The following is an 18,073-nucleotide window of genomic DNA, read 5'->3' on the forward strand; positions in this document are numbered from 1 at the left end:
ACGCCCTGTGTTACTTGGTTAGTCACAGGGTTTTTATTTTATCAGAGCTTTAACTCACTTGTGCTTTGCGTGTCGCCTTCACCCCGTCGGCTTTTAAGTTTGATTTGCAACCGCAATTCGTTGGCAGAGTCGGCATTGCGAATTGCTTCATCATACGAGATGGCGCCTTCATCGTAAAGATCAAATAAGGCTTGGTCAAAGGTTTGCATACCCAATTCCCGAGATTTGGTCATCAGCGCTTTAATTTCATGAAAATTACCCTTTAATATCAAATCCGCCATTAATGGGGTATTAAGCATAATTTCTACCGCCGCCCGACGACCTTTACCATCTTCTGTACGAATCAAACGCTGCGAAATGATAGCTTTCATATTCGATGACAAGTCCATCAGCAATTGGTTACGACGCTCCTCTGGAAAAAAGTTGATAATACGATCTAAGGTTTGGTTGGCATTATTGGCATGCAAAGTGCCTAAACATAAGTGACCTGTTTCAGCAAATGCAATGGCGTTTTCCATGGTTTCAGTATCACGAATTTCCCCAATCAAAATCACATCAGGCGCTTGGCGCAAGGTGTTTTTGAGTGCGTTATGCCATGAATGACTATCCACGCCTACTTCACGGTGGGTGATCATGGATTGTTTGTGTTTGTGCACATATTCTACTGGGTCTTCGACGGTGATGATGTGACCTGCGGAGTTTTCATTACGATGGTCAATCATTGCCGCCAGCGATGTTGATTTACCTGACCCCGTTCCCCCTACGACCAACACTAACCCACGTTTTTCCATGATAATTTTTTTGAGCTGCTCAGGTAGCAGCAGCTGTTTAAAGTTGGGTATTTCTGCCGTAATGGTACGAATCACCATACCGACTTGTAATTGCTGCTGAAACACATTAACCCGAAATCGCGATACATTGGGCACATTAATCGCAAAGTTACACTCAAGGTTGGTTGCAAATTCTTCGCGCTGTTTTTGGTTCATCAAACTATAGGCAAACAGTTTGGTTTTTTCAGCCGTCAGTGGTTGTTTATTGAGCGGCTTCATGAGCCCGTGATATTTAATACTGGGTGGAAAATCCGCTGAAATAAACAAATCAGAACCACCGATTTCTACCACTTTGGACAGCATATTAAACATGACTGTTTTGGCTTCATGTAATGTTTCTTCGGCAACACTGATTAAAGATTCATTATGGCTCATATAGGATATTCCTAACAATAAATGAGAGTAGATTATTTGGTCACAGCACTATGCTTGCTTGATATGCTTGTGAAACTTGTTTGCTATGCTGGTGAAAATTGATAGATACATGTATAAAATTTACGTTAAAAAACGACCCGTTTAGCCTCTCATCCTTGCTTATCTTTGACGGCACGCCTTGATAAAGCATTGATAAAGCAGTTTGCGTTTGATATGTATCACGGTCAATTTTTGCAGAGTTTGTTGCTGATAGTCAGATGCAACTAGCTACCATTGTTTTTTCCTATTTAGGACATGGGCAGTCTATGGCGCATAAAACGCTTGCCATGTTGATAAAAATTTCAATTTTTGTCAATAAAATTAGTAATGCGGCGGTTTATCGCTCAACAAATCAAACGGCTGAATTTGCGAGCTTTGCGTTTGAGTTTCCAATTTTTGATAAAGTAGCTGTAATTGCCGTTGTTGGTCAGCAATCAACTGGCTTTGCTCGGTGACGATATTATCAAGTTTATCCACTGTATCTTCCATAAAAAGCACTTGCGTTTGTAAATCAATCAACTCTTGGGTTAATTTTTCCACCATGGTAACCAACCCATTTTCATCGCTTGCCTGTTTTTGGTTATCTTTTTCGCTCATTTAGAATGCCTCATAAGTTTCCCCACAATTTTTTGCCATAAAGTCTGCTACAATAGCCGCATTTTCTTATTATACAAACATTTTTACTAAACTTTGAGAAAGTTATGGCACTGATTCATTTACGAGATATTCATTTGGCATTTGGTATTGCACCGATTTTGGACGGTATTGATTTTAATATCGAACAAGGCGAACGCGTGTGTTTGATTGGGCGCAATGGTGAAGGCAAATCAACCTTGTTTAAGGTCATTAGCGGTCAAGTCAAGGCTGACAGTGGCGAATTCCAAATCAGTGGCAATCTGAAAATTGCCATGCTCGAACAAGACATTCCAGAAACGTCGGGCAAAGTCAGTGACATCGTTATGGCAGGTGCCGGTGACGTGGCAACATGGCTGACGGCCTACGAGCAAGCCAGTGATAAATGCGCTAGTGGTGACATGAAAGCCTGCGAATTGATGTCAGATTTGCAGCATAAAATTGATGATGCCCATGGTTGGGACTTGACCCGTGAAGTACAGACCATGCTGTCCATGATGAACTTGGACGGCGATGCCGATATTAGTGAATTATCGGGCGGTCGCAAACGCCGTGTACTGCTTGCCCGTGCGCTGATTACCAAACCTGATGTGCTACTACTTGACGAGCCGACCAACCATTTGGATGTCGAAAGTATCGAATGGCTTGAGCAATTTTTGCTAAACGCGCAAGGATTAACCCTGCTGTTTATCTCGCATGACCGCTCGTTTATTGACAAAATCGCCACCCGGATTGTCGAGCTTGACCGCGGTATTCTACGCAGTTATGACGTCACCAAGCAAGCAGGCAATGTCAATAAAGGCTATGCCCGCTACCAAGAGCTTAAAGAACAACAACTGAGTGCCGAAGAAAAAGCCAATGCCAATTTTGATAAAAAACTGGCTGAAGAGGAAGTGTGGATTCGTCAAGGTATCAAAGCGCGCCGTACCCGCAATGAAGGTCGCGTGCGCGCGTTAAAGGCGCTGCGTGAAGAACGTAAATCCCGCCGTGAGCAAGTCGGACAAGTTAACATCAGCATGAACGATGGCGACAACAGCGGCAAATTGGTTGCCAATGTCAAGCATCTCAATCTAGGTTATGGCGATAAAACCTTGGTAAAAGATTTTAACACCAGCATCATGCGTGGTGACCGTATTGGTATTATCGGTAAAAACGGTGTTGGCAAATCCACACTCATTCATGCGATTTTGGATATTCCACAGCCTGATATCACCAAATCTGGTTCAGTAAAATTAGGCACCAATCTACAAATCGCCTTTCTTGACCAACTGCGGGACCAACTTGATCTAGAAGCGACCGTGGTACAAAACGTCGCGGAAGGTTCTGATTTTGTAGAAGTGGCGGGTAAAAAGAAACATATCATCGGCTATTTGCAAGATTTCTTATTTGCGCCAGAACGCGCCAGAACACCAGTCAAAGCCTTGTCAGGCGGTGAGCGTAACCGCGTTTTGCTGGCCAAACAGCTACTAAAACCTGCAAATATCTTGGTACTCGATGAGCCGACCAACGACTTGGATATGGCAACCCTAGAGCTGTTAGAAGAAGCCGTCGATAGCTTTAATGGCACTATCTTACTGATTAGCCATGACCGTACCTTTATGGACAACGTCGTAACATCAACTTGGGTTTTTGATGAAGATAGCGATGGCAATGGTATTGTCAAAGAATATGTCGGTGGCTATCAAGACTATTTGACGCAAAAATCCCGTGAACAAGCGATTAAACCCAAAGCAGACAAATCAGAAAAGACAACAGTAAAGCCCAAAGAAGTGATTAACACTGATGCACCAAAAACTGATACGGTGAAGAAAAAACTGAGCTACAAAGAACAACGCGAATTAGACAGTTTACCCAATGAAATCGCGCTACTCGAGCAAGAGCAAGCTGAACTTCAAGACAAATTAGCCGATGGTAGCTGGTTTGTGACCGATATGACAGCCGCTACCCAAGCCAGTGAACGTCTCAACGAGATTGATGATTTGCTACTTGAAAAAATGGCGCGTTGGTCAGAACTTGATGATTAAAATAAGTAAATAATTTATAAAGGCAAAGTTATCAATTAACTTTGCCTTTTTTTATCTTTTATATTAGTTAATGTTTACAATAACCAATATAATGTAATTTATACTTGAAAATAGCCTTTTTGCTCCTATATTATATCTATCAATAAGGAGAAAAATCATGGCGATGCAAAATAGCAATAAAACCTATCGACAAGTCGACAAAATTCATGCCGCCCCACGCCCCCATTGGGTGGGTGATGGTTTTCATGTCAACCCGATGTTTAATCACATGGTGGGTGATAAACGCACCGATCCTTTTTTAATGCTCGACTATGCAGCAACACAGTATTTTGAACCCAATGCTCAAGCGCCGCGTGGTGTCGGACAACATCCGCACAAAGGGTTTGAAACGGTAACTATCGCCTATGCAGGTGAAGTGTCTCATCGTGATTCTAGTGGCGGTGGCGGTACTATTAAGACAGGTGATGTGCAATGGATGACGGCGGGCAATGGCGTGATTCATGAGGAATTTCACTCACCTGAATTTAGTCAAGCAGGCGGTGATTTTAGCATGGTACAGCTTTGGGTCAATCTACCTGCCAAAGATAAAGCCACGCCTGCCAAATACCAACATCTTGCCAATGATGACATGGCGGTGGTCAGTTTGCATGATGATGAAGGACTGCATGCAGGACAAGTTAAGGTAATTGCTGGGGAGTTTACCCCTACTATCAATACCAAAGCCCCGCAGCAGGATGACAATAAGGCACGCGGCATTGGCACGACTTTTACCCCCATTAACTTATGGGATATCAGTATTGAACCCAATCGCTCAGTAGAAGTCGCGATTTCTCGCACCCACAATTTGTTGTTATTGTCGATGCAAGGCGATGTTATCATCAACGCTGATCACGACCAGCAAGCACACGCCAATCAATTAATCACTTTTGAGATTGAAAGTGGTGAGACGGGCGAAGACTTTGTACGCTTAACCGCGGGCAAAGGGGGAGCGAAAATTTTGCTGATGAGTGGTGAGCCTATTAATGAGCCTGTGGTGGGTTATGGACCCTTTGTGATGAATAGTCAAGCCGAAATCCGTCAAGCTATCTTAGATTTTAATGCGGGGAAATTTGGCGGTATTCAATAAATTTTTCGCCTAAAAAAAAGCGATATCATCGATTTGATATCGCTTTTTTATTTCTTATTTATCTTGATTATTTATCTTGGTAAGTACAAAGATAAGCCGTTTCTTCGTCAATTTTGACTTTGAATTTTTGGTTGGCATGGACAGTAAAGGTTTCATTGGCTTTAAAAGTTTGCCAGTCAGTTTGGTTTGGCAACAATGCCGAGATAGCCCCGCTAATGACGGTCATGGTTTCAAATTGACTGGTGCCAAACTCGTATTCGCCTATTTTCATCACGCCCACGGTCGCAGGTAGGGTGGCTGTTTGAAAACCGATTGATGCCACATTGCCATCAAAATATTGATTGACTTTTAGCATAGTTATTCCTCAAAATTAGCTACTATAAACCGATTATCATAAACTTTTTTGACCAATTATCAATCCTATTTTCCAAAAACGCTGGCAAAATTGCCAAAATCTGGTAAATAATTTGAGCGTAATTTTTGTAGTATTTTTATATCAATTATTCCTTAACAATTAAAATTTCCTATTTTTGTGCTATATTCAATTTTTTTACCACAGTTGTTATGTTTGTACGCGCTTGGCTTGTATTAATTGAGGTTATTGCTCTATGTATGTTAAATATTCTTCGTCTATCGTCGCTTTATCGCTCTGTTTGTCGCAGCGTTTTGCTAGTCAAAAACTGGCATTGCCTGTCAGCTTGGCGGCATTGTTGGCAGCTTGTTCATCAGCACCTATTCAGACCCAACCCCAAAAATTACCAGGTACGTTGCCGACTGCCCCTGTGGTCGTTACAGTACCTCCTAAAGTCACGCCCGTGCCACCTGTGACTGTTCCAACCAATCAATACAGCAGCTTTTATCAGTGGAAATCGGATTTTATTGAACGCGCTGTGCAAAAAGGTTACCCCCGTGCTGATGTTGAACGCTTGCTGTCAAGTGCCAACTACAATGAGCAAGTGGTGTCACTGGATAAAGGACAGCCTGAATTTGCCAAAATGCCTTGGGAATATATCGATGGTGCCGCATCGAGTGGTCGAGTCAGTGGGGGTCAGCGCAATTTTGCTAGCCAAAGCGCCCTACTTGATCGCATTGAAAATCAGTATGGTGTGCCAGCCTCTATTGTGACTGCCATTTGGGGCATGGAATCTTCTTATGGTCAAGGCACAGGCAACTCATCACTGGTCAATAGTTTGGCGACCCTGGCATATGATGGTCGCCGCCGCAGTTTTGCAGAGGATCAGCTACTAGCACTGTTGTCGCTACTTGAGCGTGGTGATATTGATTGGTCGCAACTGCGCGGCTCTTGGGCAGGTGGCATGGGACATACCCAATTTATTCCCAAAACTTGGTTAGATGAAGCAGTAGATGGCAATGGTGATGGTCATCGTAACCCTTGGCATACGGCTGATGCGTTAGCCTCTACCGCAAGCTATCTTAAAAATGCCGGCTGGCAACGCGGCATGGGCTCGTACTATGAAGTACGATTACCAAATGGTTTTGATTATCGCCAGGTCAGTACCAAAAAAACCATGGCGGACTGGCAAAATTTAGGTGTTCAATTTATTACCCCAAATGCGCCCATGGATGCGATGGCAGAATTGTGGCTCCCTGCGGGTAAAGAGGGTCCTGCGATTTTATTAACCAAAAATTTTGATGCCATTAAGGTCTATAATAACTCCTCGAATTATGCCATGGGGGTGAGCTTACTTGCCAAAGCCATTATCGGGCAGCCAGGCTTACAGCAATCTTGGCCACGCTATGAGCAGCCACTTGCTACTTATGAAGTACGCCAACTGCAACAGCGTTTGACGGCAATGGGTTATGATACTAAAGGGTCAGATGGCGTCGTAGGCACCAATACCAAATTGGCATTTCAGCGCTGGCAAGCCGACCACAACCAAATCCCAGATGGATTTATCTCAAAACGCTCGGCAAGTGGGCTGATTAATTAAGGTATTTCCTCATAAAAAAGCCACCGAATGATTCAGGTGGCTTTTTTATTTAATTATCCATACTAAATTCTTCAGCGTAGCTATTCCAGCCGAGTTTGGTACGGCAAGCTTCAAAAAAATCCACCCCAGGTGGGTGTAATAACGTGAGTTTGTTAGGATGCTTGTGAATCACTAAGCGCTGGTTTTGGTTGAGCGGCACCGACGGTTTGCCATCTGCACTCACCATCGGCTGGGTGCGGTTATCTTTATGGATGCGGATTTTGATTTCGCTGTTGCCGCTAACCACAATCGGGCGGCTTGATAAAGTATGTGGATGCATAGGTACTAGACAAATGGCATCCATACTAGGATGAATAATCGGCCCGCCACCTGATAGCGCATAAGCGGTGGAACCCGTCGGTGTGGAGGCAATCAGACCATCACTGTGCTGACGATAGACATTAAGCCCATCAATTTTTAAATGAAAATCTAGCATATGCACTGATTTACCTGCGTGCAGCACAATGTCATTTAGCGCCATATCTTCATAAATCACATGCGCACCTTGACGGATTTCCATCTTTAACAAGAATCGATCTTCAAGCTGATAATGACCTTGTAAAATACTGGTCAATTTTACGTTTAAATCATCAGGATAAATGTCAGTTAAAAATCCTAAACGTCCGCGGTTCACCCCCACTACGGGCACTTTGTGTTTGACCAGTACTTGCGCCGCATGTAACAGCGAACCATCACCACCGACCACAATGACCAAATCACAAGCACCGCCGAGCAAACTGCGCTCAATAGTAGCAATCTCGCCCAGACGTGCAAAACTCAATGCCGGCAACCGTGCCGTCTGATGGTCAATTAATAAAGGCAACCCTTGCTCATGAAAAAAGTCACAAATTTGGTAGATACTTTGAATGACACTTGGCTTGTTGGCACGACCCATAATGCCGATACGCCCAAAGGCAGGATTGGGAATAAGTGTGGACGTCATAGCAGAAAATTAACTGATAAAGATTCAACTATTTTATCACAGCTTACTGGCTCACGTTATGCCCAATCAGTATTTTATATTACAAAATTGCTAACCTTCGTTGTGCAGTTAATGTATACAAACTCGTTGCTATTTGCTAATTTAAGGCGATTGATATATAACTAACTTTTGAAATTTTTTAACTCTTGGGAGCAAATTTTTATGGCAAATCCGATTATATCTCGCGCTGAACTTGCAGTTAGCACGACACCGATGACGGTCAAAGGGGTCATCCGAAAAACCTCTTTTCTGCTAGGTTTGACGACGTTATCGGGTGTTGGATTTTTTGGCTATTGCCTAACTAGTGGCGTCACTTCAGGTTTTGTTAGTGTAGCGGCGTTAGCCAGTATCTTGGTGGCTTTTGTATTGAGTATGGTAATTATCTCAAAACCCCACATAGCTAAAACACTGGCGATTCCTTATGCAATTTTAGAGGGCATCGTGATTGGCGCGATTTCCCTGTTTGCTAGTATTAAGTTTCCCACAGTTGCTCCGACGGCGTTGGTCGCAACTTTTGTAACCGCTGCAGTGATGCTGGCGCTTTATCGCAGTGGCGTGATTAAAGTCACCCAAAAATTTCGTTCTGTGATGATGTCGGCTGTGATTGCTATCATGCTAGTGTATCTAGTACAAATCGGGTTTACCCTATTTGGTAGCTCATTGCCGTATTTGTTTAGCGGTGGCGTGGTGGGTATTGGTTTTAGCTTGCTGGTGATTGTGATTGCCTCACTGAGCTTGTTATTAGATTTTGATAGTGTTGAGCGAGCCTATGCCGCAGGGGTGGATGAAAGCTATGAATGGGTACTAAGCGTCGGTATCTTGTCAACACTGGTGTGGATGTATATTGAATTTGTGCGTTTACTGCGTTCACTGCAAAACTAATTTTTATCAAATAAAAAAACACGGTTTAAAGTACCGTGTTTTTTTATGGCTTGTAGTTTAAGGTAATAAACGTTCCATCACCCATTGGTCGCCATCTAGCGAATAGACAATGCGGTCGTGCATACGATTGGCTCTACCCTGCCAAAATTCGATTTTTTCTACTGTCAGCAGATACCCTCCCCAAAATTCTGGTAAAGGAATTGGATTGTATTCATACTGCACAGTTAATTGGGCAAATTTGTCTTCCATTACCTCGCGGCTGGCAACCACGCTGCTTTGTGGCTCGCTGACCCAAGCGGCTAGTTGGCTGTCACGCGGACGGCTATGAAAATACTGAGCGGATTGTTCACGGCTAACTTTTTGCACAGCGCCGGTAAGACGGATTTGTCTTTCTAGGCTTGGCCAAAAAAATAATGCTTCAGCATTGGGGTTGGTCGCCAAATCACAGCCTTTGGCACTGTCATAATTGGTATAAAACACGAGGCCAATGCCCGTGTTATCCAATTGGATGATTTCACGCATCAGTAAGGTACGCACACTTGGCTGCCTATCACGGCCACAAGTCGCCAGTGAAAATGCATACGCTTCCCCTTGCTTGCTATCAATCGCTTGCTGCACCCAAGTTTGTAGCAAGCTAAACGGCTGCTCCGGCAAGTGTGACTCGATAAGCTCACCTTGCTCATACGATAATCGTTGACTGGTAAAATCAATACTCATTTTTTATCCTTATAAAATGTCAACTTTACGCCATCACTTGGCGTACTTTTTCAGCAAGTTCATTGGCTAGCATATCGCACTCAATCTCATCATCGCTTTCGACCATTACCCGAATCAATGGCTCTGTACCTGATTGACGAATCAGTAAACGACCCCGTCCTGTCAATTTTTCTTCGGCAGCTTTAAACGCATTTGCCAATTCTGGGAAGGTATAGGGATCTTGTTTTTGCGCCAATCTGACATTGACCAATTTTTGTGGTAGCTGGGTATAACCCTTCATCAGCTCTGATAATGATTGTTTGCTCTGCGCCATCACCGCAAGCACTTGCAGGCCTGCTACAATCGCATCGCCCGTACTGGCTTTATCTAGGGTTAAAATATGACCCGATGACTCACCGCCCAGTACCCAGCCATTTTTCTCAAGTCCTTGCATGACATAGCGGTCGCCGACTTTGGCGCGCTCAAAGGCAATGCCGGCTTTGTCAAACGCCAATTGCAGACCCATGTTGGTCATCAAGGTACCTACCACGCCATCGACTTGTTGCTCTGCTTGGGTGGCTAAAATATATAAAATGCCATCACCATCAACCAACTCGCCTTTTTCATTGACCATGACGATACGGTCGCCATCGCCATCTAAAGCAATACCCACTTGGGCATCATGGTCAAGCACCGCTTGTTGCAAGTTTGCCGGATGGGTAGAGCCGACATTGTCATTGATATTAATCCCATCGGGTTTATCGCCAATGGCAATTACGGTTGCACCTAACTCACGTAATACACGGGGCGCGACGCTGTACCCTGCCCCATTGGCACAGTCAACGACGATTTTTAGGGCATTTAAATTTAGGTTATAGGGGAAAGTACCCTTACAAAACTCGATATAGCGACCTTTGGCATCCTCCACACGATAACTTTTGCCTAGGGCTTCTGGGCTGTCAATGACGACATTAATATCTTTGATTTCATCGATTTTTTCATTGATGGCTTGTTGAATTTCATCTGACAGCTTTTTGCCTTCATTAGAGAAAAATTTGATACCGTTGTCATAAAACGGATTGTGGGATGCGGATATCACCACGCCCGCATCAGCGTGAAAACTTCGGGTCAAATGCGCGATGGCAGGGGTTGGAATAGTGCCTAGCATATGCACATCTACCCCTGCGGCGTTAAATCCTGCTTGCAGACAGGCTTCAATAACATAGCCAGAGAGTCGCGTATCTTTACCAATGACGACATTGGGACGATGATTTTCGTTCGGGGCTGCTTGGTTGGCCAGCAGCACTTTACCCGTGGCATAGCCTAATTTGATTAAAAACTGCGGATGTATCGGAAATTCCCCAAACTTACCACGAATACCATCAGTACCAAAATAACTCATTTAATTCTCCTTTGTCGCCCGTTGTTATAAGAATATAAAATTTTAGCATAGCAAAATTTCACGCATGTTGCGACATCTGTTTATTTTTATGGGTCATGGCGCAACACATTACTTTAGCCTATAAATTGGGCATAAAAAAACTGGGTATTTAACCCAGTTTTAGCGCAATGAACGTATCATTTAGTTTACACGGTAATTCGGTGCTTCTTTGGTGATTTGTACGTCATGTACGTGAGATTCTTTCATACCTGCCGAAGTCACACGCACAAATTGTGGTTTGCTACGCATTTCTTCAATATTGGCACAGCCTGTATAACCCATTGACGAACGTAAGCCACCGGCTAATTGGTTGATGATACCATTCATTGGACCTTTATAAGGGACGCGACCTTCGATACCTTCGGGTACCAATTTTTCTACCCCTTCTTTGGCGTCTTGGAAATAACGATCGGATGAGCCGTTTTGTCCTGACATTGCACCTAGCGAACCCATACCACGGTAGGCTTTGTAGTAGCGACCTTGGAATAGCTCCACTTCCCCTGGCGCTTCTTCAGTACCGGCAAGTAGCGAACCCACCATGATAGAAGAGGCACCCGCTGCTAACGCTTTTGCCATATCGCCTGAAAAACGGATACCACCATCGGCTATCAGTGGAATGTCATTTTTTAGCGCATCAGCCACGTTGCTAATCGCTGAAATTTGCGGCACGCCGATACCTGCAATGATACGCGTGGTACAAATAGAGCCTGGGCCGATACCCACTTTGACCGCATCGGCACCCGCATCACGCAAAGCGAGTGCCGCATCAGCAGTGGCGATATTACCGCCAATCACTTGGATGTTTGGATAATTCTTTTTTACCCAAGCCACGCGATCAATGACGCCTTTTGAATGACCATGTGCGGTATCTACAACAATCACGTCCACATCGGCAGCGATGAGCGCTTCAACGCGGGTTTCGGTATCTGCGCCCGTACCCACTGCAGCGCCAACACGTAATCGACCTTTACTATCGCGGCAAGCATTTGGGTTGTTTTCCGCTTTGGTGAAATCATTGACAGTAATCAAGCCTTTTAATTGAAAATTGTCGTCCACAACAATCACTTTTTCGATGCGGTGTTCGTGTAGCAAACGTTTAATATTCTCTGTGGGCTCGCCTTCTTTGACTGTCACCAATTTTTCTTTTGGGGTCATGATATTGCGAACAGGCTGACTTAGATTATTTTCAAAACGGATATCACGGTGGGTGACAATACCGACCACTTGGTTACCTTCTACCACAGGCACACCGCTGATTTTGTTTTCTTTGGTGATGCGAAGCAATTCGCCAACACTGGTATCGGGTGATACGCTGATAGGATCAACAACCGTACCAGCTTCAAATTTTTTCACCCGGCGTACTTGCATGGCTTGTAAATCAATGTCCATGTTTTTGTGCAAAATACCCATACCGCCAAGCTGGGCAATGGTAATTGCCATTTGCGATTCAGTCACAGTATCCATCGCAGCAGATACAATGGGTAAATTTAGCTCAATACCGCGCGTCAAACGGGTTTTTAAATCTACCATTTTAGGCAAGACTTCAGAATAAGCAGGTAGTAGCAGCACATCATCAAAGGTAAGTGCTTCATCAACGATTCGTAACATAAAGACCTCGGAGCAGTTAAGAGTAGTTAAATAGTAATTAAAATTTTGTAGGGGTGAAAAATTTGACAGCCAAAAAACCGCAAAAGGCTGAACAGTTCCCTGCCCAGCCTTTGGATTTAGCGTGTTGTCATTGGTATGTTCAATTGACACCATCGTTTAGTTTTTGATTAACCGTCTATTCTAGCTAAAATCGATTAAATTATCAAGCAATTTAAATGGTGGCGGGTTAAAATCGGCTTAAACACGGCGCCACGTCGTGCCATTTTTACCGTCTTCTAGCTCAACGCCTTGCGCCTTCAAATCATTACGAATTTGGTCGGCTTTGGCAAAGTCTTTGTCCGCTTTGGCTTGCTTGCGCGCTTCGATGAATGCTTCAATCTCGCTATCACTTAACCCAGTCGTTTCGCCCACTTTCGCTTGTAAAAAATCGGTTGGATTAAGCTGTAAAATATTGAGCGGTTGTGCCAAATCTTTCAGCAATTTTGCCAGTGCCAGCGCTTGGGCATTGCCTTCAGCGGTTTCGAGATTGACTGCTTTGTTGATTTCACGCGCCAGACTAAATAATAAGCTCACCGCCCCGGCACTGTTAAAATCATCGCACATCGCTTGATTAAAGGGGGTTTCAAATGGGGTTTTGTCAATCTCGCCCGCTGGTTGGGTCAGGTTTTCTACAGATTTTAAGGCTTGATACAGACGCGTGAGGCTGGTTTGGGCTTCTTTAAGCGCGCTATCCGAGAAATTCACTGGACTGCGATAATGACTGGATAAAATAAAGAAACGAATGGTCTCTGGGTGAAACTGCCCCATCACATCGCGAATGGTAAAGAAATTACCCAGTGATTTTGACATTTTCTCGCCGTCAACATTGATAAAGCCCACGTGCATCCAGTTGTTGGCATAGGTTTTACCGGTTGCGCCTTCAGATTGGGCAATTTCGTTCTCGTGGTGCGGAAACTGCAAATCATGTCCGCCGCCGTGGATATCGAAGGTGTCGCCCAAACAGCAAGTACTCATCGCCGAACATTCGATATGCCAACCTGGGCGACCCACACCCCAAGGTGACTGCCATTTGGTCTCAGACGGCTCTGTTTCTTTGGCAGATTTCCACAGTACAAAGTCAAACGGATTTTTTTTGTCTGTCTCAACATTTACCCGCTCACTGGCACCCGCTTGCATATCGGCTAGGCGACGTTTTGAGAGCTTGCCATACTCAGCAAAATTTTCGACCGCATAGTAGACATCGCCCGTTGCGCCTTGATAGGCTAAATTTTTGCTTTCCAGCGTTTGAATTAAATGCTGCATCTGTGGGATAAAATCCGTGGCTTTTGGCTCACTGTTAGGACGCTCACAGCCCAGATTATCAGCATCTTCATGCATGGCTTTGATAAAGCGGTCTGTCAACTGATAGATACTTTCGCCATTATTCTTAGCGCGGTTAATAATTTTGTCATCAATATCGGTAATATTACGCACATAATTGACCTCATAGCCAATATGACGCAGCCAGCGCACAACCACATCAAAGCCGACCATAACTCGTGCATGACCAATGTGGCAATAATCATACACCGTCATCCCACATACATACATGCCAACTTTGCCTGCTTCTAAGGGCGTGAATGGGCGTTTTTGCCCACTCATCGAGTCATATATGGTAATCGGCATGGGCTGTGTCAGCTGTGTCATGGGATAGTCACCTTTGCAAGTTGGGTAAAAAAGACAATCGGTTATCATACCGAAATTTTGTTAAAAGTGCTATGATTTGGCATATTTCACACTTTAAGGTCTCTACAATGGGCAATCGATTATCAAAGATTTACACCCGAACGGGCGATGACGGCACCACTGGCATGGCGGATGGCTCACGGGTGTCTAAGGCAGACTTACGCTTTGACGCCATGGGCAAAATTGACTTATTAAACTCCCAAATCGGTTTATTGCGGGGCTATCTTACTCAAGATAGCCAATCCCAACCTAACCATGTCCAACCCAACCATGTCCAACCCAACCATGTCCAACCCAACCATGTCCAACCCAACCACGCCCAATTTGATGCTAAACTAAGCCGCTTACAGCATCAGCTTTTCAATCTAGGGGGTGAACTTGCCATGCCCGAATACCGCGGGATTTTGGCAGAGTATGTGACGGAGCTGGAAAATCAAATTGATGAGTGGAACAGCCATTTACCACCGCTCAAAGATTTTATCTTGCCTGCAGGCAACATTGTGACCAGCCAAGTGCATATCGCTCGCTGCTATTGCCGAGACGCCGAACGCCTACTCGTGGCATTAAATTCGCGGGATGATAATGTCTCACTAATCAGTCTACAATTTATCAATCGTCTATCCGATTGGCTGTTTGTATTGGCGCGTGTCGTTGCTCGGTTGGATGCCGGTCGAGAAGTGCTTTGGGATAAAAACACCCTGTCATAACCCTATCACTATACTTAAAACTTTGTATTTTAAAAAAACTATACGTTAAAAAGCCATGCTGCAATTTGACCAACTGTCTTACCAAATCGACAGTCGAACACTCGTTAATCATGTTTCAGGTGAAATCCATGACCATGACTTTATTGTCATCACAGGACAGTCGGGTAGCGGCAAATCGTTACTGTTAAAGCTATTATCAAGCCTATTACCTATGTCAGCAGGTCACATCACGTTAAACGGCAAAAATTTGACCGATTTGACGCCGGCTATTTGGCGCTCACAGGTGGCCTATATTGCGCAACTAAGTGAGATGATTGAGGGCAGCGTCTTAGATAACTTGACTCTGCCCTTTAGCTTTGCACTTTATAAAGACAAAAAACTCGATGTATCTTGGCATGAGCAGCACCTAGTTAACCTTGGCAAATCACCCCAGTTTTTACAGCAAGATAGCCGCAGCTTATCGGGTGGCGAAAAACAGCTTGTCAATTTATTACGCACGCTACAGTTGCACCCGACCATTTTATTACTCGATGAACCTACCGCTTCCCTTGATACCACTACCACCCACCAAGTCGAAACATTGATTAACCACTGGTATCAGTCCACCCCCAATGCTACCGTGGTGTGGATCAGCCATGAGCCGACCCAAATTCAGCGCTTATTGGCGATTGGCACTAGCCACTGGACGATGGCTAATGGTCAATTGAGCAATCACAAGTTAACAATCGATAGCAAAGTACCCGCATCGGTAATACAAGGCAATCAGCGATGATGATGTTAGCCATCACCATGCCCGCTATCTCCTACCTACAAGTAGCGCTGGCAAGCCTAGCATTATTACTGGTGATGGCAATCAGTATTTGGTTGAAATTGGGTATTGTCAAATCCCTGCTCATTGCAAGTTTTCGCACGGTGGCTCAACTAAGTCTCATTGGACTGGTACTTGCGTGGATTTTTGCCAGAGAGCAATGGTATGAAGTGTTGGCGATTTTGACTTTTATGTCGATTGTCGCCACTATCGCTGCCAAAAATCGGGTTAACAAACCTTATCAAGGTTTATTTTGGGATACGGCGTTGGCGGTGTTTGTCAGTAGTTGGGTGGTGGCTATATTTGGTGGTTGGTGGGTGCTGTCAGACAACGCGGCTACCTGGTTTCGCCCTCAAGTGATGATACCGTTATTGGGGCTGATTTTAGGTAATTCATTGACTGCTGTCTCACTCTCCATGAACCAACTTGTCAGCAGTTTTCATCGCGAACAAAGTATGATTAATACCTATTTGGCATTGTCCGCCACGCCTTGGGAAGCTGCAAAACCCTATGTCATCGCTGCCATTCAAAATGGTATCACACCCACGATTAATAGCATGATGGTGGTGGGGGTAGTGAGCTTGCCGGGTATGATGACAGGACAAATTTTGGCAGGCGCAGACCCGCACCAAGCCGTGCTTTATCAAATTATAACCCTGTTTTTAATTGCCACCAGCAGTACCTTAGGGTGTACAATAGCGACTTTGCTGATGTTTCGACGGTTTTTTAACTCGCAATGGCAGTTTGTCATTCCACCCACTGCCAAGGCCTCTGACTAACCGTTGATTGGCTATCTTTCACTTATTTACTAAAAATTCTAATGACCCTGCAAAATTTCTTATTTTTTTTAATCAGTACTTGCCTTATCTCAGCAGCGCCTGGCTCTAATATGCTGTTAGCGTTCCAATTTGGTGTCAATTATGGCGTCAAAAAAACCTTGTGGACGTTAGCAGGGCTGAGCATGGGTTTATTTATATTACTGACAACGTCACTGTTAGGGCTAGGGCTTATCAGTACCAACGCGCCTTTTTTGCTGACCATTATCAAAGTCGTGGGTGCGATGTATTTAGCCTATCTTGGGGTGAAATCTTGGCGCGAAGCTGACAGCGAATTGCATAGTGACCAGTTACAGGTGATACCGACCCCCGTGCAGCTGTTTAAAACAGGGGTTTGGGTGTCGTTGTCCAACCCCAAGGCGATTTTGTTTTTTGCCGCATTTTTCCCCAAATTTATCAATTTTTCCGCGCCTTTACTGCCGCAATACCTCATGCTCACGGTGGGGTTTTTTATGATTGAGATAACGTGGCAGCTGGTTTATACCATGAGCGGCAAAAAACTGTCGGATTGGCTACAATTGGGCAATCGCTTGATGTGGCTTAATCGATTATGTGGGTTGATATTTATCATCATTGCCATCGCGCTTATCACTGAGATTTTTTGGCATTAGCGGTTCAAAAAAAATAGCGGCGGGCGATATCGACAATCAATTTGAGTGCTATGAGGGTGAGTAGATACGGCAGGATTTTTTCTAGCCAGTCTAAACGGATTTTATGGCGCAGTCGAGTGCCAAGCCATGAGCCCACGGTTGCCATGATGACCATCATCACTAGCAACTGCCAATAATCGGCAAACACAAAGCCCATCGCTACATAAACTAGCAACTTAGCGGTATGCACCACTGTCATCATTAAGGCGCCCGTGGTGACAACGACATTGTTATCATCGTAGTACTTATTGAGCATGGCGATATTGAGCGGACCCGGTGTGCCAACAAACACGCCCAAGCCCGTTTGTGCAAATCCGACCAAAAAGAAACTTTCAAAACGGCGAATCACGCGGTTAAAAGTGCTTGACCAAGTTATTAGTAAGATATAAATGCCGATAAATAACGGAATAAGCTCTAAATGGATAAAGCGCACTAACACGCCAAATACCAACAGTCCCGTCAATGAGCCCGCCAAAAATTGCCAAAAATAGGTAAAGTCTAAGGCATCCCGACCAAACCAAGCGCGCGTGGCATTACTGACAAGCTGGGTCACGCCATGCACTGGTACAATCGCTGCTGCAGGCACAAAAAATGGCATCAGTCCAATGAGTATCATTCCGCCGCCCACCCCTGTGATGGCGGTTAAAGCAGAGGTTAATAAATTGGCTAAGGCGAGCAAGCTATCATTCAGCATTTTTTACCCTAAAATAAAAAACCCGA

General features: G+C 44.5%; 17 protein-coding genes. 8 read left to right on the top strand and 9 right to left on the bottom strand.

All coding sequences use genetic code 11. The annotated features are described in order from the left end of the window. Positions 1–41: 41 nt before the first annotated feature. Positions 42–1,205 (bottom strand): PilT/PilU family type 4a pilus ATPase, encoded by a 1,164-nt coding sequence (locus tag RTJ53_RS02580; protein ID WP_219298603.1) that lies wholly within the window; start codon positions 1,203–1,205, stop codon positions 42–44. Positions 1,206–1,565: 360 nt separating this feature from the next. Further along, on the bottom strand, positions 1,566–1,841 hold the full coding sequence (locus RTJ53_RS02585) for a SlyX family protein (protein ID WP_312275711.1): 276 nt from the start codon (positions 1,839–1,841) through the stop codon (positions 1,566–1,568). Between the two features lie 104 nt (positions 1,842–1,945). On the opposite strand from RTJ53_RS02585, the gene RTJ53_RS02590 reads away from it, so the two are divergent. Together RTJ53_RS02590 and RTJ53_RS02595 are read left to right on the top strand one after the other, a co-directional pair. Further along, entirely contained in the window at positions 1,946–3,901 is a 1,956-nt protein-coding gene (locus RTJ53_RS02590; RefSeq protein ID WP_312275712.1) for an ATP-binding cassette domain-containing protein, read from the top strand. A 163-nt stretch (positions 3,902–4,064) separates the two neighbouring features. Then, the gene (locus RTJ53_RS02595) at positions 4,065–5,027 is read left to right on the top strand and encodes a pirin family protein (RefSeq protein ID WP_312275917.1); all 963 of its coding nucleotides are present in this window, start codon (positions 4,065–4,067) and stop codon (positions 5,025–5,027) included. 67 nt (positions 5,028–5,094) lie between these two features. Here RTJ53_RS02595 and ppnP read toward each other — a convergent pair whose 3' ends face one another. Next, positions 5,095–5,382: a pyrimidine/purine nucleoside phosphorylase gene (gene ppnP, locus RTJ53_RS02600; protein ID WP_312275713.1), complete on the bottom strand. Its 288-nt coding sequence runs from the start codon at positions 5,380–5,382 to the stop codon at positions 5,095–5,097. 253 nt (positions 5,383–5,635) lie between these two features. On the opposite strand from ppnP, the gene RTJ53_RS02605 reads away from it, so the two are divergent. Then, positions 5,636–6,979 (top strand): lytic murein transglycosylase, encoded by a 1,344-nt coding sequence (locus tag RTJ53_RS02605; RefSeq protein ID WP_312275714.1) that lies wholly within the window; start codon positions 5,636–5,638, stop codon positions 6,977–6,979. Positions 6,980–7,028: 49 nt separating this feature from the next. Here the strand turns inward: RTJ53_RS02605 and RTJ53_RS02610 are convergent, their stop codons facing one another. Next, positions 7,029–7,961, bottom strand: coding sequence for an NAD(+) kinase (locus RTJ53_RS02610; protein WP_099807974.1), 933 nt, complete (start codon positions 7,959–7,961; stop codon positions 7,029–7,031). A 201-nt stretch (positions 7,962–8,162) separates the two neighbouring features. Between RTJ53_RS02610 and RTJ53_RS02615 the strand changes: the two genes are divergently transcribed. Further along, a complete protein-coding gene (locus RTJ53_RS02615; RefSeq protein ID WP_312275715.1) occupies positions 8,163–8,882 on the top strand; it encodes a Bax inhibitor-1/YccA family protein in 720 nt (239 codons plus the stop codon). 57 nt (positions 8,883–8,939) lie between these two features. On the opposite strand, the gene pdxH is transcribed toward RTJ53_RS02615, so the two are convergent. The 4 genes from pdxH to cysS form a co-directional block, all read right to left on the bottom strand. Then, positions 8,940–9,599: a pyridoxamine 5'-phosphate oxidase gene (gene pdxH / locus RTJ53_RS02620; protein ID WP_312275716.1), complete on the bottom strand. Its 660-nt coding sequence runs from the start codon at positions 9,597–9,599 to the stop codon at positions 8,940–8,942. A gap of 25 nt (positions 9,600–9,624) precedes the next feature. Beyond that, positions 9,625–10,980: a phosphoglucosamine mutase gene (gene glmM / locus RTJ53_RS02625; protein ID WP_312275717.1), complete on the bottom strand. Its 1,356-nt coding sequence runs from the start codon at positions 10,978–10,980 to the stop codon at positions 9,625–9,627. A gap of 180 nt (positions 10,981–11,160) precedes the next feature. After that, positions 11,161–12,627, bottom strand: a complete 1,467-nt coding sequence (gene guaB / locus RTJ53_RS02630; RefSeq protein WP_050324370.1) for an IMP dehydrogenase — start codon at positions 12,625–12,627, stop codon at positions 11,161–11,163. Positions 12,628–12,864: 237 nt separating this feature from the next. After that, complete coding sequence (cysS, locus tag RTJ53_RS02635; RefSeq protein ID WP_312275718.1) at positions 12,865–14,313, bottom strand: cysteine--tRNA ligase; 1,449 nt, start codon at positions 14,311–14,313, stop codon at positions 12,865–12,867. Between the two features lie 107 nt (positions 14,314–14,420). Here cysS and RTJ53_RS02640 point away from each other — a divergent pair, with 107 nt between their 5' ends. Genes RTJ53_RS02640 through RTJ53_RS02655 form a run of 4 tightly spaced genes read left to right on the top strand, consistent with a single transcriptional unit; the run spans position 14,421 to position 17,314 of the window. Beyond that, entirely contained in the window at positions 14,421–15,059 is a 639-nt protein-coding gene (locus RTJ53_RS02640; protein WP_312275719.1) for a cob(I)yrinic acid a,c-diamide adenosyltransferase, read from the top strand. Positions 15,060–15,114: 55 nt separating this feature from the next. Then, entirely contained in the window at positions 15,115–15,831 is a 717-nt protein-coding gene (locus tag RTJ53_RS02645; protein ID WP_312275720.1) for an ABC transporter ATP-binding protein, read from the top strand. Continuing rightward, the gene (locus RTJ53_RS02650) at positions 15,828–16,646 is read left to right on the top strand and encodes an ABC transporter permease (protein ID WP_312275721.1); all 819 of its coding nucleotides are present in this window, start codon (positions 15,828–15,830) and stop codon (positions 16,644–16,646) included. Before RTJ53_RS02645 ends, RTJ53_RS02650 begins: the two co-directional genes overlap by 4 nt. Positions 16,647–16,687: 41 nt before the next feature. Then, complete coding sequence (locus tag RTJ53_RS02655) at positions 16,688–17,314, top strand: LysE family translocator (protein WP_312275722.1); 627 nt, start codon at positions 16,688–16,690, stop codon at positions 17,312–17,314. A gap of 4 nt (positions 17,315–17,318) precedes the next feature. Here the strand turns inward: RTJ53_RS02655 and RTJ53_RS02660 are convergent, their stop codons facing one another. Then, positions 17,319–18,047 carry a sulfite exporter TauE/SafE family protein gene (locus RTJ53_RS02660; protein WP_312275723.1) on the bottom strand — a complete coding sequence of 243 codons (729 nt, stop codon included), beginning with the start codon at positions 18,045–18,047 and terminating at the stop codon, positions 17,319–17,321. Between the last annotated feature and the right edge of the window lie 26 nt (positions 18,048–18,073).

Origin of the sequence: Moraxella sp. CTOTU46711 (assembly GCF_031975715.1) — a bacterium.
In the GTDB taxonomy this organism is placed as follows: Bacteria; Pseudomonadota; Gammaproteobacteria; order Pseudomonadales; family Moraxellaceae; genus Faucicola.

Coding starts and splice junctions, on each gene's coding strand:
- RTJ53_RS02655 (WP_312275722.1), top strand. CDS start 16,688: ATGACCCTGCAAAATTTCTTATTTTTTTTAATCAGTACTTGCCTTATC.
- RTJ53_RS02580 (WP_219298603.1), bottom strand. CDS start 1,205: ATGAGCCATAATGAATCTTTAATCAGTGTTGCCGAAGAAACATTACAT.
- ppnP (WP_312275713.1), bottom strand. CDS start 5,382: ATGCTAAAAGTCAATCAATATTTTGATGGCAATGTGGCATCAATCGGT.
- RTJ53_RS02590 (WP_312275712.1), top strand. CDS start 1,946: ATGGCACTGATTCATTTACGAGATATTCATTTGGCATTTGGTATTGCA.
- pdxH (WP_312275716.1), bottom strand. CDS start 9,599: ATGAGTATTGATTTTACCAGTCAACGATTATCGTATGAGCAAGGTGAG.
- glmM (WP_312275717.1), bottom strand. CDS start 10,980: ATGAGTTATTTTGGTACTGATGGTATTCGTGGTAAGTTTGGGGAATTT.
- RTJ53_RS02645 (WP_312275720.1), top strand. CDS start 15,115: ATGCTGCAATTTGACCAACTGTCTTACCAAATCGACAGTCGAACACTC.
- RTJ53_RS02660 (WP_312275723.1), bottom strand. CDS start 18,047: ATGCTGAATGATAGCTTGCTCGCCTTAGCCAATTTATTAACCTCTGCT.
- RTJ53_RS02650 (WP_312275721.1), top strand. CDS start 15,828: ATGATGATGTTAGCCATCACCATGCCCGCTATCTCCTACCTACAAGTA.
- RTJ53_RS02595 (WP_312275917.1), top strand. CDS start 4,065: ATGCAAAATAGCAATAAAACCTATCGACAAGTCGACAAAATTCATGCC.
- RTJ53_RS02585 (WP_312275711.1), bottom strand. CDS start 1,841: ATGAGCGAAAAAGATAACCAAAAACAGGCAAGCGATGAAAATGGGTTG.
- RTJ53_RS02640 (WP_312275719.1), top strand. CDS start 14,421: ATGGGCAATCGATTATCAAAGATTTACACCCGAACGGGCGATGACGGC.
- guaB (WP_050324370.1), bottom strand. CDS start 12,627: ATGTTACGAATCGTTGATGAAGCACTTACCTTTGATGATGTGCTGCTA.
- RTJ53_RS02605 (WP_312275714.1), top strand. CDS start 5,636: ATGTATGTTAAATATTCTTCGTCTATCGTCGCTTTATCGCTCTGTTTG.
- cysS (WP_312275718.1), bottom strand. CDS start 14,313: ATGACACAGCTGACACAGCCCATGCCGATTACCATATATGACTCGATG.
- RTJ53_RS02610 (WP_099807974.1), bottom strand. CDS start 7,961: ATGACGTCCACACTTATTCCCAATCCTGCCTTTGGGCGTATCGGCATT.
- RTJ53_RS02615 (WP_312275715.1), top strand. CDS start 8,163: ATGGCAAATCCGATTATATCTCGCGCTGAACTTGCAGTTAGCACGACA.